Here is a 15,153-nt window from a genome sequence, read left to right as displayed (position 1 = left end):
TTGCACATTGGTGTGATGGTGTCGCCCGCGCCACGTGTGGTGCATGAACGCCAGCTGACCTTGCCTACTGGTAGCACGGTGCAACAGGCGCTGCAGGCCAGTGGTTTATTGATCGACTTCCCCGCACTTGACCTGAACAACCACAGTCTGTGGCTGTTGGGTGTGTGGGGGCGCAAGACCACCCTTGGTCATGTGTTGCGTGACTTGGACCGGGTGGAGTTGTATCGTCCCTTGACGGTGGACCCCAAGGTGGCGCGACGTGAGCGTTTTCAAAAACAAGGCACTCAACGCGCGGGCTTGTTTGCCAAGCGCCGAGCAGGTGCCAAAGCAGGTTATTGATTCATGACACATACCCTTTGGCCGACGAGTGGCTACGATTTGTTGAGCACCAATGCGCAAGGGCATCTGCAGGTGACAGACGACTTTTTGCGTTTTTTGTTGGAGCGGCCAGAGTTGGCCCCCATCGCCACGTCATGCTCGGCAGAGCTGACCTTGCACCACAGCTTGATGGACAACCCCAAGCGTGAGGTGACGTCTGATGAGTTGGCGCAATTGCAAGATACCGATGCGGCTGAGAACTACGCGGTGTGGTTGCGGTTCAGGCAGCGCATCGTGGCCAAGCCGACGCTAGAGGCTAGCTACTTGGCGCTGTTTCAAGGCGATGGCGTGGATGTACCGCCTTTGCTGGTGCAGCAGATCACCCACATCTTGCTGCGCCACGTGCTGGGTGAGACGCCGACTGCCTTGCAAGCGCGTGCGGCAGAAATGTTGATGCGGCCCCAAAAGATCACGGTGCTCGAAGATGGCGCGGTGATGGCGGCTGACGATGACACCGTGGAGCGCCATGCCACCCAAAGCAGCTTTGGCTCGTTGGGTGAGTTGTTGACACAAGGGGGTATCAAACTGCGCAGCGTGGATCTGGATGTGCTCAATGCCGACAACCAAGAGGCCTATTGGCCACGCAGCGAGAGTTTCGACTGGGTGTTGAGTCTCAACCGGGGGCAGCCAGGCTTGGACGCTTTGTGCGAGGTGATGGCCCGCTGGGTGCAACACTTTTTGGGGGTTGAGGTGCGCATTCAGACAGAGCGCGAGATCGACGATGACCAATGGGTGTGGCATGTGGGCTTGGATGCGCAAGCCAGTGGCGTGCTCAACGACCTGTACCAAGGCCTCGACGTGGCGCCTGAGCGCATGGAGCGTCTATTGTGTCTGTTCAAACTGGAGTTTGTCGACCCCAGCGCCATGCGTGCCGAAGTGCGCGGCAAGCCGGTTTACTTGGCGATGGCGGTGGACGGCGAGCAGCGACTCAAGCTCAAGCCGCAAAATTTGCTGCTGAATTTGCCGCTGTCGGTTCAGTAGGACCCGCAACCGATTTGTACAAAAACACGGCACGTGTGATGTCGGTGACCCACACCAGGCCATCGCCGATTTGGCCGATTTGTGCGGTCTGAACGATCAAGTCAACGATGCTGTCGCAGATCTCATCAGGCGCCACAATTTCAATGCGCACCTTCGGGGTGTAGTCGGTCAGCTCCTCTTTCACATTGGCCGGGTTGTGCACACTGTTGGCGGAACAGCCTTCGGCTTTGCTTACCGTCATGCCAGGAAAGCCGGGCAGGGTGCGAAGCTTTTCGCGCACTGTCGGCAGCTTGGAGGGACGAATGATGGCTTTGATTTCTTTCATACGGGTCCTTCACTCAAGCTTCTGGTTCTGCATCATCAAACCAGTGGTAAATCGTTGGCACAACGACCAGGGTCAACAAGGTACACGTGATCAAGCCCCCAATCACCACAATCGCCAAGGGGCGTTGAACTTCAGAGCCCGGGCCGTCTGAGATCAAAAACGGAATCAGACCCAGCATGGCTACCGTTGCGGTCATCATCACTGGGCGAAAGCGCTGGCGAGCGCCTTCCATCACGGCATCTTTGACCGACATACCGCCCTCACGCAAGCTGCGTATGTACGACACCAACACCACGCCGTTGAGCACAGCAATGCCCCACAGTGCAATGAATCCAACCGAGGCAGGCACAGACAAATACTCGCCTGAGATGAACAAACCAATCACACCACCAATGGAGGCAAAGGGCAGCACGGTGATGATGAGTGTGGCGAATTTGACCGAGTTGAAGAGCAAAAACAACAAGAAAAAAATGGCACCTACCGTGATGGGGACGATGACCTTCAAATGTCCCAGTGCACGCTCCATGTTCTGGAACTGGCCACCCCACTCAAGGTAATAGCCTTCGGGTAGTTTGACTCTGTCAGCCACTTTGGCTTGTAGTTCGGTCACAAAGCTACCCAGATCTCGGTCTTTCACGTTGATGCCCACCACGATGCGACGTTTGGCCATTTCGCGAGAAATTTGCGCCGGACCATCCACCACATGAATTTTTGCCATATCCGCCAAGCGGGCTTGCGCGCCATTGGCTGAGTTCAAAATAATGTTGGAAATAGCTTCAATGTTGTCGCGAAATCGTTCGGGTAAACGCACCACGGCAGAGAAGCGACGCTCGCCTTCAAACACGTCAGATGCCACTTTGCCACCAATGGCGGTTTCGATCAGGTCGTTGACATCAGAGACGTTGAGGCCCATGCGTGCAATGGCTTGGCGGTCGATGTCGATTTGCAGGTATTGCTGACCCGAAATACGCTCCACACGCAAGTCTTGCGCGCCTTGTATGTTTTGTGCCACTTTGGCAATTTGATGAGCCACAACTTTCAGCTCATCCAAGTCATCGCCAAACACCTTCACGGCAATGTCCGAACGCACACCGGTGACCATTTCGTCAACCCGGTCCGAGATGGGTTGAGCCATCACAATTTGTACGCCAGGCAAGACTTTGAGTTTTTCACTCATGGCGTTCGTGATGTCGGTTTGGTCCCAGCCCGATGGCCACTCGCTGCGAGGTTTCAAGCTCACGATGGGCGTGGACTCATTGACGCTTTGCGGATCGGCGGGCGATTCACCACGGCCCAAGCCCGAGATGGCGGACTTCACCCCCGGCACGGTCATGATCAAGCGCATGGCCTGCATTTCCATCTTGATCGACTCATTCAGAGAAATATTGGGGACCCGGTTGATGCCAGGGACCACGGATCCCTCTTTCATTTCTGGAATGAAGGCCGTGCCTAAAAACGGCAGAACCAACACCGCCAGTGCAAAGGAAGCCAGAGACATTTGCACGGTACGCTTTTGATTCAACATGGCCACGTTCAGTAATTTCAAATAGCGTGACTTGAGCGCTTTGATGAGTGGCGTGTCATGGTCGCCATCACCGACAGGTGGCTTGAGCAAGTACGACGACAACACCGGTGACAAGGTCATGGACAAGACCAGCGACACGGCCAGCGCAATCGCAATGGTGTAAGCCAAAGGCGCAAACATCTTGCCTTCCATGCCTTGCAGCGTCATCAAGGGCAAAAACACCAAGATGATGATGCCCACCCCAAAAATGACAGGTGTGGCCACTTCAAGCACGGCATTCAATATGCCGCGTACTTTGCTCTCGCCAAGCTCGGCGGCACGGCCCAAACGTGCATAGGCGTTTTCGACCACCACCACAGATCCATCCACCATCAAACCAATGGCAATCGCCAAGCCTCCTAAGGACATGAGGTTGGCTGAGATGCCCAGTTTGTTCATGGCCATGAAAGTGAGCAGGGGGGTGAGCACCAAGGTGGCCACCACGATGAGCGAGGAGCGTACATCGCCCAAGAACAAAAACAACACAACGACGACCAACACCACGCCTTCAATCAGCACTTTGGTGACGGTCCACAAGGCCGCATCGACCAATTCTGAACGGTCGTAATAGGGCACCACTTTCAAGTCACCTGGCAGCATGCCCCGGTCGTTGATTTGTTTGACACGTGCCTTGATACGGCTGACCACCTCTTTGGCGTTGCCGCCCGTCATCATCATCACAATGCCACCGACTGCTTCGGTGGTGCCGTTTTTGATCACGGCACCTTGTCGCACGTCATGGCCGAGTTTGATTTCTGCCACATCACGCATGTAAACAGGCGTGCCGTTGATTTCTTTGAGCACGATTTGACCCAAGTCTCCAACGCCTTGGATGAGTCCTAAGCCTCGAATCAGGTATTGCTCTGCTGCTTGGGGCAGCACGCCGCCGCCAGAATTGGCGTTGTTGCGCGAGACGGCTGTGTAGACCTCTGACAGGCTGATCTTGTAGTGACGCAAACGCTCAGGATTGACCAAAACGTGGTACTGCTTGACGTAGCCACCTTGTGAGTTGATTTCTGCAACGCCTGGAATTGAACGCAACAAGGGGCGCAGCACCCAGTCTTGCACCACACGGCGCTGCATGAGTTCTTCTTGACTCAGTTCGCGGTTGCCATCGCTGGGATGCTCCAGGGTGTATTGATACACCTCGCCCAAACCTGACGATACGGGGCCTAGCACTGGCGTCATGCCCGTGGGCAAACGGTGGCTCGCTTCCATCAACCGTTCCATCACCAGTTGGCGGGCAAAGTAAACATTGGTGTTGTCGGTGAACACCAAGGTGATCAGGGACAAGCCCGGCTTGTTGAGTGAGCGCAGCTCCGTCAAACCAGGCAAGCCAGTCATGGCCACCTCAATCGGTACCGTGGCAAATCGTTCCACTTCTTCCGGCGAACGGCCAGGAGCTTCGGTGGCAATTTGCACCTGCACATTGGTCACGTCGGGAAAAGCATCGACTGAGAGTTTGGTGGCGGCATGCATGCCAAAGCACAGCAAGATGATGGCAATGACAGACACCACCAAGCGCTGCTTGAGTGCTGCGCGAACAAGTGACTCCAGCATGGGTTAACTTCCGTTTTTCATGTCGGCGAGATTGCGGTGGTTGTTCAGGTGAAAGGCACCATCTGAGACGATGCGCACACCAGGCTTGAGCCCCTCAAGAACGACGCGCTGGCCGTTTTGCTCCGCCGCCAGCTTGACAGGCGTGAGGCGGAAATAGCCGTTTTGCTCTTCTACAAACACATAGTCCGCATCATCTTGGCGTACCACGGCTGTGATGGGTACAGCCAGTCGTTGCACGGGTGCTGATTCGATCAGCATAGAGGCCAACATGGAGGGTTTCAGGCGCCCGTGCTTGTTGTCGAGTTCGGTGCGGACCAGAACCGTGCGTGTTTCTGAGTTGACAGTTTGGCCAACGTAGATGAGCTTGCCAACCAACTTGTCGTTCTCAAGTGCAGGCACTTCGATGCTGACCGATTGCCCAACTTTGACTTGACTGATTTGTTGTTCGGGGACTTGAGCGACAGCCCAGACACGGCTCAGGTCTGCAACGGTAAAGAGCACATCCGAGGGCTGAACCACCTGACCTGCTGCAATTTTTCGTTCTACCACGACCCCTTTGATGGTGGCGACCACACTGGCCACAGAATCAATCGCTCCCGTCGCTGCCAGGCGATCCATCGCTTTGGCACTCACGCCCAAGACACGCAGCTGGTCTTGTGCCGCACGCGTTTCTGCGGAGGCAATTTCGTATTCGTTTTCACGTCGTTGAAGTTCTGCCGCACTGATCACATCTGCATCAAACAGTGTTTTGGCGCGCTCGACATTGCGGCGGTGAAGTTCTCGTTCGGAACGTGCTTTAAGGTAAGACAGTTGCGAGCCTGACAGTTCGCTGCTGTTGATCAAGGCTAGCGTGTCACCTTTGTCGACGACTTGGCCCAGTGATGCATGGATTTGCGTGACGCGACCCGTGACACTGGCGCCAATACGGGTGAGAGCTTGCTCGTCAAAGTCAATTTGACCTGCGACACGCAGGATGTCTGAGGATTCAAGGCTCAGCACTTGCGCCACTTCAATTTGTGCTTTCAAACTGTCTGGCGCGAACACGCGCATGGTGTCGTTGTCTGTGCGTGTGGCTTCTTCGATGCTTGCTTTTTTACAGGCAGACAAAGCCAAGGCACAGCACAACACAGCAGTGATCAGTTTGGGGACTTTGAGAGTGTTGAGTTTCATAGAGTTTTTAATCATTGGCTGTGTGCCCGTAAACGTTCAATCTCGGCCCATGCACTGGCCAAGTCAAACTGTGCCGTGATGAGTTCGTTACGGGATGCACGGTAGACGCGCTGTGCGTCGATCACATCTAAAAAGCTCTTTTCACCAGCCTTGTAGGCCAACTCGGCAATGCGCAGGGCATTGGCAGCTTGGCGCACGATGCCCCCCTCAAGGGCCACCACTTGGGCGTTGACGATGTCATATTGCTGGTAAGCCGCTTCAAGGGATTGAAGAAGTGAAAACTCTTGGTAAGCCAACAGGTTGTCTGATTGTGAGAGCTTGGCTGCGGCTTCACCCACTGGTCCGCCACGCCAGTCCCACAAAGGCAGGTTCATGGCTACGCCAATGCGCCTGCTGCGCCAATCTGGGTCCGTGTCTTGATCTGCGCGCAGTGCAAATTTGGGAAATCGCAAGGCTTTTTCTTCGCTCAGTTTGCGATCAAGTTGTTGTCGCTGTGCGCGTGTGCGTTGCAGTTCTGGATTGCTTTTGAGCACTTCGTCGCGGATGTCACTCAGGGGAGGTGGGGGTGCAAACATGTGTGTTTGCTCTTGAATTTCAAAAGCTTCTGACAATTCAACGCCCACCAAGGCACGCAAAGCCCCGCGAGATTGGCGAACACGCAGGCTGGCAGACTCTTGCATTTTTTGTGCATTCAGTAACTCCGCATTGGCTTTGACCAGTTCGAAGCGCGCTTTTTCTCCAGTTTCAACTTGCAGTGCGATGCTTTTGTGAATGCCTTCCATCAACTTGACGTCTTCACGTGCGGCACGGTTTTCGGCTGTGCGGCGTACCAAGTCGTAATAGCGCACTCGCAGTTGCGCACGCATGTCTGATTTGAAGGATTGCTCGTTGGCCTGGGCAGCTTGGAGTCCTGCAACGGCACCTTCCACGCGTGGCAAGCGATGCCAGGGCATGTCGAGGTCTTGGGTCAGGCTGATGGATTTCAGGTTTCCATTTGCCTCTTGTATGCCAGGGCGCGGTTTGCGCATGCCGTTCATGACTTCGATGTGGGGATTCGCGATGGTGCGTGCTGTCTCTACGCCAGCTCGTGCCGCATCGACTGCACTGGCTGCACTGCGCAAAGCTGGACTTTGGCCAAACATCATGCCTTCTAGATCAGGAAGGCTGAGTTTGGTGGGTTCGGCATAGGCCAAGGGTCCTAACACCACATGAATACACAAGAGAAGGGTGCCTAATTGTTTTTGATGACGACCTGGCAAATGAATCACCCTTATAAGATATTAATCAATCTGAATTTCATTTTGCTACACGAAGAGATGTCCTCCTTTTTCTAAGGAATAGCTCGGTGGTGCCCTGTATACAAGGCCTTATGACCCCCTACGTACAATAGTTTTTTTGGAGCCATGACCATGCGCCTTCTCGGCAAAGCACTCACCTTCGACGACGTGTTGTTGGTGCCAGCCTACTCTCAAGTCCTACCCAAGGACACCTCTCTCGCGACCCAATTCACCCGCAATATCCGCTTGAACCTGCCCTTGGTGTCTGCCGCCATGGACACGGTGACAGAAGCACGCTTGGCGATTGCCATTGCGCAAGAAGGTGGCATTGGCATCGTCCATAAAAACCTGACCGCGCAAGAGCAAGCGGCGCAAGTGGCCAAGGTCAAGCGCTATGAGTCGGGTGTGCTGCGCGACCCTGTGGTCATCACGCCTGAAACCACGGTGCGCCAAGTCATGGCCTTGTCTGAAGAACTGGGTGTTTCAGGATTCCCTGTGTGCAATGGGGGCCAAGTGGTGGGCATCGTCACCGGACGTGATTTGCGCTTTGAGACCCGTTACGACCAAAAGGTCAGCGAGATCATGACACCACGGGAGCGTCTGATCACGGTGCCCGAAGGCACCACGCCCGAACAAGCCAAGGCACTGCTCAACAAGCACAAGCTCGAACGCCTGTTGGTGGTCAACGATGCCTTTGAACTCAAGGGCCTGATCACGGTCAAGGACATCACCAAGCAACTCAACTTTCCTAATGCAGCACGTGACGCCGCAGGCAAGTTGCGTGTCGGTGCTGCAGTGGGCGTGGGTGAGGGCACCGAAGAACGTGTTGAGGCGCTGGCCCGTGCGGGCGTTGACGCCATCGTGGTGGACACGGCCCATGGTCACAGCAAAGGTGTGATCGACCGCGTGCGCTGGGTCAAGCAAAACTACCCACACATCGAAGTCATTGGCGGCAACATCGCCACCGGTGCTGCCGCGCTGGCGTTGGTGGATGCTGGTGCAGATGGTGTCAAGGTCGGCATCGGCCCTGGCTCGATTTGCACCACGCGCATCGTGGCGGGTGTGGGCGTGCCGCAGATCATGGCGGTCGACAACGTGGCGACTGCCCTGCAAGGCACTGGGGTGCCCTTGATTGCAGACGGCGGCATTCGCTACAGCGGCGACATTGCCAAAGCCATCGCCGCAGGTGCCGGCACGGTGATGATGGGCGGCATGTTCGCTGGCACCGAAGAGGCACCGGGTGAAGTGATTCTGTTTCAGGGCCGCAGCTACAAGAGCTATCGCGGCATGGGCTCCATTGGCGCGATGCAGCAGGGCAGTGCGGACCGCTATTTCCAAGAGTCGAGCACCGGCAACCCCAATGCGGACAAATTGGTGCCCGAAGGCATTGAAGGTCGGGTGCCCTACAAAGGCTCTGTGGTGGCCATCATTTACCAAATGGCCGGCGGCTTGCGTGCCAGCATGGGGTATTGCGGCTGTGCCACCATCGAAGCCATGCACAACGAGGCTCAGTTTGTTGAAATCACGTCGGCTGGTATTCGTGAGAGCCACGTGCACGATGTGCAGATCACCAAAGAAGCGCCCAATTACCGCGCTGAGTAAGAAAGCGCTCATTCCCCAAGCCACCCTCCGGGGTGGTTTTGTTTTTTGAGACAATAGCGTCAGGCCACTGAATGGCCTTTTTTATTTATGTCGCACCAAAAAATCCTCATTCTCGATTTCGGCTCCCAAGTCACCCAGCTCATTGCCCGCCGCGTGCGTGAGGCGCATGTGTTTTGCGAAGTTCATCCTTGTGACGTGAGCAGCGACTGGGTGCACGAGTACGCCAAAGATGGCAACTTGAAAGGCGTCATCTTGTCGGGCAGCCATGCCAGCGTGTACGAGGTCGATGACCGCGCCCCTGATGCGGTGTTCGAACTGGGTATTCCCGTGCTGGGTATTTGCTACGGCATGCAAACCATGGCCACCCAGTTGGGCGGCAAGGTAGAAGCGGGTCATACCCGCGAATTTGGCTATGCCGAGGTGCGGGCCCATGGGCACACCGAATTGCTCAAAGGTATTGAAGACTTCAACACACCAGAAGGCCACGGCATGCTCAAGGTGTGGATGAGCCATGGTGACAAGGTCACGCAACTGCCCGAGGGTTTCAAGGTCATGGCCTCCACGCCGTCTTGCCCAATTGCGGGCATGGCCGACGAAGCACGTAAGTTTTATGCGGTGCAGTTCCACCCCGAAGTGACGCATACCGTGCAAGGTCAAGCCTTGTTGAACCGTTTTGTGCTGGACATTTGCGGGACACGCCCAGACTGGATCATGGGTGACTACATCGCTGAGGCAGTGGCATCGATTCGCCAGCAAGTGGGCGACGAAGAAGTGATTCTGGGTTTGTCGGGCGGTGTGGACTCGTCCGTGGCCGCAGCCCTGATTCACCGTGCCATTGGCGACAAGCTGACCTGTGTGTTTGTGGACCATGGCCTGCTTCGTCTCAACGAAGGCGATATGGTGATGGACATGTTCGTGGGCAAGTTGCACGCCCATGTGATTCGTGTAGACGCCAGTGACTTGTTCTTGGGCAAACTGGCGGGCGTGAGCGAGCCAGAAGCCAAACGCAAGATCATCGGTGGTTTGTTTGTGGATGTATTCAAAGAACAAGCCGCCAAGCTCAAGGCGGGTGACGGAGGCCACAAAGGAGCGACCTTCTTGGCGCAAGGCACGATTTACCCTGATGTGATTGAGTCGGGCGGTGCCAAGAGCAAGAAGGCAGTGACGATCAAGAGCCACCACAACGTGGGCGGCTTGCCAGAGCAATTGGGCCTCAAGCTGCTGGAGCCTTTGCGCGACTTGTTCAAAGACGAGGTGCGTGAGTTGGGCGTGGCGCTTGGGCTGCCTCGCGAGATGGTGTATCGCCACCCGTTCCCAGGCCCAGGCTTGGGTGTGCGTATCTTGGGCGAGGTGAAAAAGGAATATGCCGATTTGCTGCGTCGAGCTGACGCGATCTTCATTGAAGAGCTACACAACTTCAAGGATGAGGCCACTGGCAAAACCTGGTACGACCTGACCAGCCAAGCGTTCACTGTGTTCTTGCCCGTCAAGAGCGTGGGTGTGATGGGCGACGGCCGCACTTATGACTATGTGGTGGCCTTGCGTGCGGTGCAAACCAGCGACTTCATGACCGCAGATTGGGCCGAGTTGCCTTATGCGTTGCTGAAAAAAGTATCTGGCCGAATCATCAACGAAGTGCGCGGTATCAACCGTGTGACCTATGACGTGTCAAGCAAGCCGCCTGCCACGATTGAGTGGGAATAAGCACCAAAACCAAACGGCCTACAATTGAGGGTTGTTTGAGTGGTTGCCCGTCTTGGGCTTGATTTTTAAATTAGAGAATACTGAGTACATGGCAAAAGAAGAAATGATCGAAATGAAGGGTGTGGTGACCGAGGTCTTGCCCGACTCGCGTTACCGTGTCACCCTGGAAAACGGTCACTCCCTGATCGCTTACACCGCCGGCAAAATGCGCCTGCACCGCATCCGCATCATTGAAGGCGACAAGGTGACGGTTGAGCTCTCTCCTTACGACATGAACAAAGCCCGTGTGACGTTCCGCCACATTGAAGGCAAAGGCCCAGGCGGCCCTGTCAAGCGTCGTTTCTAACGCACTTGCGCTTTGCGTGGTGCATTGACCAACATGTACCTGCCCCCTCACTTCAAAGCCAAAGATGAAGCCCATGCGCTGGCTGTGATGCGTGAGCATCCGCTGGCGAGCTTGATCAGCCAAGACGATGAGGGCTTTCCTTTTGTTTCCCATATCCCTTTACATTTGACCCAGCGCGACGGTCAATGCATCTTGTTGGGTCACTGTGCCAAAGCCAATCCGCATTGGCGCTATTTGCAGGCCAGGCCTCAGACTCTGGTCACCTTCATGGGGCCGCAAGCTTATTTGTCACCTCAGGTCTACCCAGACCTGGCACGCGTGCCCACCTGGAATTATTTGGCGGTACATGCCCGTGTAGAAGCTACTTTGGTGGATGACCCACAAGCCAAAGATCGCTTGCTCAAGCAATTGATTGCTGATCACGAGCCTGCTTATGCCGCACAGTGGCGCGGTTTGGATGGTGCATTTCAAGAAAAAATGCTTCATGGCATCGTGGCGTTTGAGTTGCGCATCACTGAGTTGCAGTGCAAGCTCAAACTCAACCAACATCGCCCTGAGTCGCACGTTGCTTTGTACGCCATGTATCGGCAAGGTACGCCTACCGAACAGGTGTTGGCCCGCTGGATGGTTCGCCTCGGCTTGGTGGAGCCCACATGAGCGCACAAGATACGTCTGTTGACCATGGCTTCATGCAGTTGGCTTTGGTGCAAGCGCAAGCTGCGGCTCAAGCGGGGGAGGTGCCTGTAGGCGCCGTGGTGGTGCACCAAGGACAAGTGATTGCCAGTGGCCACAACAGCCCGGTGTCGAGTTGTGACCCCAGTGCCCATGCAGAAATGAATGTCTTGCGCGCAGCAGCGCTTGCCCTCGGGAATTACCGCTTGGACGAATGCACGTTGTACGTGACCTTGGAGCCTTGTGTCATGTGCAGTGGTGCGGCCTTGCATGCCCGTTTGAAGCGTGTGGTGTATGGCGCAAACGAACCAAAAACCGGAGCGGCCGGGTCGGTGCTGAATGTGTTTGAGCATCCTCAGCTGAACCACCATACCCAGATCACACGGGGTGTTTTGGCCGCAGAGTGCGCAGCCTTGTTGCAAATATTTTTTGAGCAACGACGCCATGAAGCGAATGCGCAACGTGTGCCATTACGTGAAGATGCGCTGCGTTTGAGTGAGTCTGCCATGGTTGCGATGCAGAGCCTGGGGCTGCCACCTCAATGGTCCCGTTACACGCAAGAACTGCCTGTTTTGAATGGCTTGCGACTGCATTGGTTAGACAACCGCGATGAAGCCAGGCCTTCATCGCAGGATGTTCACGTTTTTTTGCATGGGCCGCAGAGTTGGAGCGCGGCTTATCTTGATGCCCTGACCTCCAACACGCCCAGTGTGGCCATCGATTTACCCGGGTTCGGCTTGTCTGACAAACCTAAAAAGCAAAGCGTGCACAGCGTGGTTTGGCATGCTCAGGTCTTGGCTGAGTTCATGGTGTCGTTGCATGCCACCGCTCTGAGCGTGCATGCGCCTGCCAGCATGCGGCCTGTGTTGACGCAGCTACAACATGTGTTGACCTTGCCTCTGGAAGTGCATCTTGATGCACAAGAGGTGCACATGCCTTCTGCGCTGCACATCGCGCCATACCCTGATCGAGGCCATGAAGCGGGTCCACGCGCGCTGCGTGCTTTATTGGCAACCCCGCCACCGTTGAGACGCTGAGCATGCAGCTGCGGCCGTCGCAATCTCGCGCTGGGGCGCTGTGACCGACAATGTGTCCATGGCTCACATCTATATCTATTCCCCCAGTGGCGCGGTGCGCGACAAAGCAGCATTCAAACGAGGTGTTTCTCGTCTTAAACAACTTGGCCATGAGGTCGAGCTAGATGCTGATGCCCTCACACGCCAAACCCGGTTTGCCGGCGACGATGCCACCCGTTTGGCCGCCATTGAACGCGCGGCAGCCAGCGGTGCCGATGTGGCGTTGATCTCGCGCGGTGGCTATGGTCTGACGCGCATTCTGCCGAACATTGCGTACAAAGCAGTGGCGAAAGCCATTGCAAAAGGCACGCAGTTTGTGGGCGTAAGCGACTTTACGGCGTTTCAAAATGCGCTTCTCGCTAAAACGGGCGAAGTGTCGTGGGCTGGGCCCGCGTTAGGCGAAGACTTTGGCGCCCCGCTACCTGACGACATCATGGAAGCTTGCTTTGACGATCTGGTGAGTGGGCAGGGGGAGGGCGCAGGCTGGCGTTTGTCTACTGCGACTTGCCATGCCCTTCAGACGCGTCGTTCGGGCGTATGGGCCAAAGATGCTGTGTTGTGGGGCGGTAATTTGGCCGTTTTGACAAGCTTGTTGGGCACGCCGTACTTTCCGCAGGTGCAAGGTGGGGTGTTGTTTTTGGAGGATGTCGGTGAACATCCTTACCGCATAGAGCGCATGTTGACGCAACTGCTGCACGCGGGTGTGTTGGCCCAGCAAAAAGCGGTGGTCTTGGGGCAGTTCACCAGCTACAAACTCACCCCACATGACAAGGGCTTTAAGTTGGCCAGTGTGGTGGATTGGCTGCGCAGTCAGCTGAAGGTGCCTGTGTTAACTGATTTGCCATTTGGTCACGTTGCCACCAAGGTTTGTCTTCCTGTTGGAGCCAAAGTCAGTTTGGTGGTGGAAGACCGCGATGCGCTGTTGCTTTGGGCGCACAACGATCACTGAGTTTTCATGACCAATTAGATGCACTCCATTTCCAGACCTATTGGTCGAAAAATGTACTATATTGCATCTTTGTAACATGAATCTGGGAGATCGCCTTGAAGCACTACGACAGCCACTACATCAACGGTCAATGGGTCAAGGCCCAATCGTCAAAAGTTTTTGAAGTGCATGACTCGAGCACAGAAGAAGTGTTCGCTACCGTGCCACAAGGCAGCCGGACGGAGGCAGAGCAGGCCGTGATGGCTGCGCGTAAAGCGTTTGACAGTTGGTCGCAGCTTGCGGTGGAAACACGCTGTGGCTACATCGACAAGATCGTTGAGGGATTGAAGGCGCGGACAGATGAAATGGGGACGGTGATTGCCCGTGAGGTTGGGATGCCGATCAAACTGGCCAAGATGATTCAAGTGGGTGGTCCAGTCTTCAATTGGGGGAATGCGGCCAAGGTGGCACGTCGCTTTGTTTGGGAAGAGCGCGTGGGTAATTCGCTGGTGGTGCGCGAGCCGATAGGTGTGGTGGGCTGCATCACGCCATGGAATTTTCCGCTCAATCAAATCACTTTGAAAGTTGCGCCAGCCCTGGCTGCAGGTTGCACGGTGGTGCTCAAACCCAGTGAGATAGCACCCGTCAACGCGATGCTTTTGGCCGAGATCATTCACGAGGCAGGTTTGCCCCCCGGTGTGTTCAATTTGGTCAATGGCACAGGACCTGAAGTGGGTGAGGTGCTGGCCAGCCACCCTGAAGTGGACATGGTGAGCTTCACAGGGTCCACCCGCGCTGGCAAGCGTGTGGGCGAATTGGCAGCACAAACCGTCAAACGCGTGGCGTTGGAGCTGGGGGGCAAATCTGCCAGTGTGATATTGGCTGATGCTGATTTGGAAGCTGCGGTGAAAGGCAGCATTGGCGCGTGTTTGCTCAACAGTGGTCAAACCTGCTCAGCTCATACCCGTATGTTGGTGCCAGAGTCGAAGTATGAAGAGGTCAAGAAGATGGCCCAAGCCGTGGTGGCGAAGTACACCCTAGGCCCAAGCCTGGACGAATCCACCCGACTTGGTCCGTTGGTGAGCGCAGCGCAGCGTGACCGCGTGATTGACTTCATTCAGCTGGGTCTGAAAGAGGGCGCTGAATTGGTGGCCGGTGGCTCGGAAAAACCCAAATTTGCCAGCGGCTACTTTGTGCAACCCACGGTGCTGCGCGTCAAACCTACGGATACCTTGGCCAAGGAAGAGATTTTTGGCCCCGTGTTGGTGATCATCACCTACAAAGACGAAGCGGAAGCGATACGCATTGCCAATGACAGTGTTTACGGTTTAGGTGGTGGCGTATGGAGTGCCGACGAAGCCCATGCCACGGCTGTTGCCAGACGCATACGAACAGGGCAGGTCGATATCAATGGCGCACCGTTCAATGGCAATGCGCCTTTTGGTGGTTACAAGCAGTCAGGCAATGGCCGTGAAAACGGAAAATACGGCTTTGAAGAGTTTTTGGAGTACAAAGCATTGCAATTTAAGCCAGAGCCCAAGTAATTTGGGGCACTAGGATGTAAGATTTG

At 55.6% G+C, this 15,153-nt stretch carries 13 protein-coding genes; 9 read left to right on the top strand and 4 right to left on the bottom strand.

Annotated elements, in window-relative coordinates; genetic code table 11:
* The first annotated feature begins 15 nt into the window (after nt 1-15).
* Both B9Z39_RS06075 and B9Z39_RS06070 read left to right on the top strand, forming a co-directional pair.
* A complete protein-coding gene (locus B9Z39_RS06075) occupies nt 16-339 on the top strand; it encodes an RnfH family protein (protein WP_100145145.1) in 324 nt (107 codons plus the stop codon).
* Between the two features lie 3 nt (nt 340-342).
* The gene (locus B9Z39_RS06070; RefSeq protein ID WP_108301057.1) at nt 343-1,359 is read left to right on the top strand and encodes a DUF6352 family protein; all 1,017 of its coding nucleotides are present in this window, start codon (nt 343-345) and stop codon (nt 1,357-1,359) included.
* On the opposite strand, the gene B9Z39_RS06065 is transcribed toward B9Z39_RS06070, so the two are convergent.
* The 4 genes from B9Z39_RS06065 to B9Z39_RS06050 are packed head-to-tail and all read right to left on the bottom strand — an operon-like array spanning nt 1,313 to nt 7,198.
* Nucleotides 1,313-1,684, bottom strand: coding sequence for a P-II family nitrogen regulator (locus tag B9Z39_RS06065; protein ID WP_100144971.1), 372 nt, complete (start codon nt 1,682-1,684; stop codon nt 1,313-1,315). The genes B9Z39_RS06070 and B9Z39_RS06065 overlap by 47 nt on opposite strands.
* A 13-nt stretch (nt 1,685-1,697) precedes the next feature.
* Nucleotides 1,698-4,808 carry an efflux RND transporter permease subunit gene (locus B9Z39_RS06060; RefSeq protein ID WP_108301056.1) on the bottom strand — a complete coding sequence of 1,037 codons (3,111 nt, stop codon included), beginning with the start codon at nt 4,806-4,808 and terminating at the stop codon, nt 1,698-1,700.
* 3 nt (nt 4,809-4,811) lie between these two features.
* Nucleotides 4,812-5,978, bottom strand: a complete 1,167-nt coding sequence (locus B9Z39_RS06055) for an efflux RND transporter periplasmic adaptor subunit (RefSeq protein WP_108301220.1) — start codon at nt 5,976-5,978, stop codon at nt 4,812-4,814.
* An 11-nt stretch (nt 5,979-5,989) separates the two neighbouring features.
* The gene (locus B9Z39_RS06050) at nt 5,990-7,198 is read right to left on the bottom strand and encodes a TolC family protein (protein ID WP_143474141.1); all 1,209 of its coding nucleotides are present in this window, start codon (nt 7,196-7,198) and stop codon (nt 5,990-5,992) included.
* 189 nt (nt 7,199-7,387) lie between these two features.
* On the opposite strand from B9Z39_RS06050, the gene guaB reads away from it, so the two are divergent.
* The 7 genes from guaB to B9Z39_RS06015 all read left to right on the top strand — a co-directional run bounded on the left by guaB (nt 7,388) and on the right by B9Z39_RS06015 (nt 15,127).
* Nucleotides 7,388-8,857, top strand: coding sequence for an IMP dehydrogenase (gene guaB, locus B9Z39_RS06045; RefSeq protein ID WP_100144966.1), 1,470 nt, complete (start codon nt 7,388-7,390; stop codon nt 8,855-8,857).
* A gap of 87 nt (nt 8,858-8,944) precedes the next feature.
* Nucleotides 8,945-10,561, top strand: coding sequence for a glutamine-hydrolyzing GMP synthase (gene guaA / locus B9Z39_RS06040; protein ID WP_108301055.1), 1,617 nt, complete (start codon nt 8,945-8,947; stop codon nt 10,559-10,561).
* 88 nt (nt 10,562-10,649) lie between these two features.
* A complete protein-coding gene (infA, locus tag B9Z39_RS06035; RefSeq protein ID WP_100145141.1) occupies nt 10,650-10,907 on the top strand; it encodes a translation initiation factor IF-1 in 258 nt (85 codons plus the stop codon).
* 33 nt (nt 10,908-10,940) lie between these two features.
* Nucleotides 10,941-11,564: an FMN-binding negative transcriptional regulator gene (locus B9Z39_RS06030; RefSeq protein WP_100145139.1), complete on the top strand. Its 624-nt coding sequence runs from the start codon at nt 10,941-10,943 to the stop codon at nt 11,562-11,564.
* Entirely contained in the window at nt 11,561-12,616 is a 1,056-nt protein-coding gene (gene tadA / locus B9Z39_RS06025) for a tRNA adenosine(34) deaminase TadA (protein ID WP_108301054.1), read from the top strand. The genes B9Z39_RS06030 and tadA overlap by 4 nt, the downstream gene beginning before the upstream one ends.
* Before the next feature lie 58 nt (nt 12,617-12,674).
* Nucleotides 12,675-13,604 carry an LD-carboxypeptidase gene (locus tag B9Z39_RS06020; RefSeq protein ID WP_108301219.1) on the top strand — a complete coding sequence of 310 codons (930 nt, stop codon included), beginning with the start codon at nt 12,675-12,677 and terminating at the stop codon, nt 13,602-13,604.
* A gap of 95 nt (nt 13,605-13,699) precedes the next feature.
* Complete coding sequence (locus B9Z39_RS06015) at nt 13,700-15,127, top strand: aldehyde dehydrogenase family protein (RefSeq protein ID WP_100144958.1); 1,428 nt, start codon at nt 13,700-13,702, stop codon at nt 15,125-15,127.
* Nucleotides 15,128-15,153 lie beyond the last annotated feature (26 nt).

This window comes from Limnohabitans sp. JirII-29 (assembly GCF_003063395.1).
Taxonomy (GTDB): Bacteria; Pseudomonadota; Gammaproteobacteria; order Burkholderiales; family Burkholderiaceae_C; genus Limnohabitans.
The sequence above is the reverse complement of the archived record's forward strand: the minus strand, read 5'-3'. Positions and strand labels throughout refer to the sequence as shown.

Bases quoted from the DNA above. Each gene is read 5' to 3' on its own strand.
- B9Z39_RS06020 (WP_108301219.1), top strand. From the start codon at position 12,675: ATGGCTCACATCTATATCTATTCCCCCAGTGGCGCGGTGCGCGACAAA.
- B9Z39_RS06030 (WP_100145139.1), top strand. From the start codon at position 10,941: ATGTACCTGCCCCCTCACTTCAAAGCCAAAGATGAAGCCCATGCGCTG.
- B9Z39_RS06070 (WP_108301057.1), top strand. From the start codon at position 343: ATGACACATACCCTTTGGCCGACGAGTGGCTACGATTTGTTGAGCACC.
- tadA (WP_108301054.1), top strand. From the start codon at position 11,561: ATGAGCGCACAAGATACGTCTGTTGACCATGGCTTCATGCAGTTGGCT.
- B9Z39_RS06065 (WP_100144971.1), bottom strand. From the start codon at position 1,684: ATGAAAGAAATCAAAGCCATCATTCGTCCCTCCAAGCTGCCGACAGTG.
- B9Z39_RS06055 (WP_108301220.1), bottom strand. From the start codon at position 5,978: ATGAAACTCAACACTCTCAAAGTCCCCAAACTGATCACTGCTGTGTTG.
- infA (WP_100145141.1), top strand. From the start codon at position 10,650: ATGGCAAAAGAAGAAATGATCGAAATGAAGGGTGTGGTGACCGAGGTC.
- guaA (WP_108301055.1), top strand. From the start codon at position 8,945: ATGTCGCACCAAAAAATCCTCATTCTCGATTTCGGCTCCCAAGTCACC.
- B9Z39_RS06060 (WP_108301056.1), bottom strand. From the start codon at position 4,808: ATGCTGGAGTCACTTGTTCGCGCAGCACTCAAGCAGCGCTTGGTGGTG.
- guaB (WP_100144966.1), top strand. From the start codon at position 7,388: ATGCGCCTTCTCGGCAAAGCACTCACCTTCGACGACGTGTTGTTGGTG.
- B9Z39_RS06075 (WP_100145145.1), top strand. From the start codon at position 16: ATGGTGTCGCCCGCGCCACGTGTGGTGCATGAACGCCAGCTGACCTTG.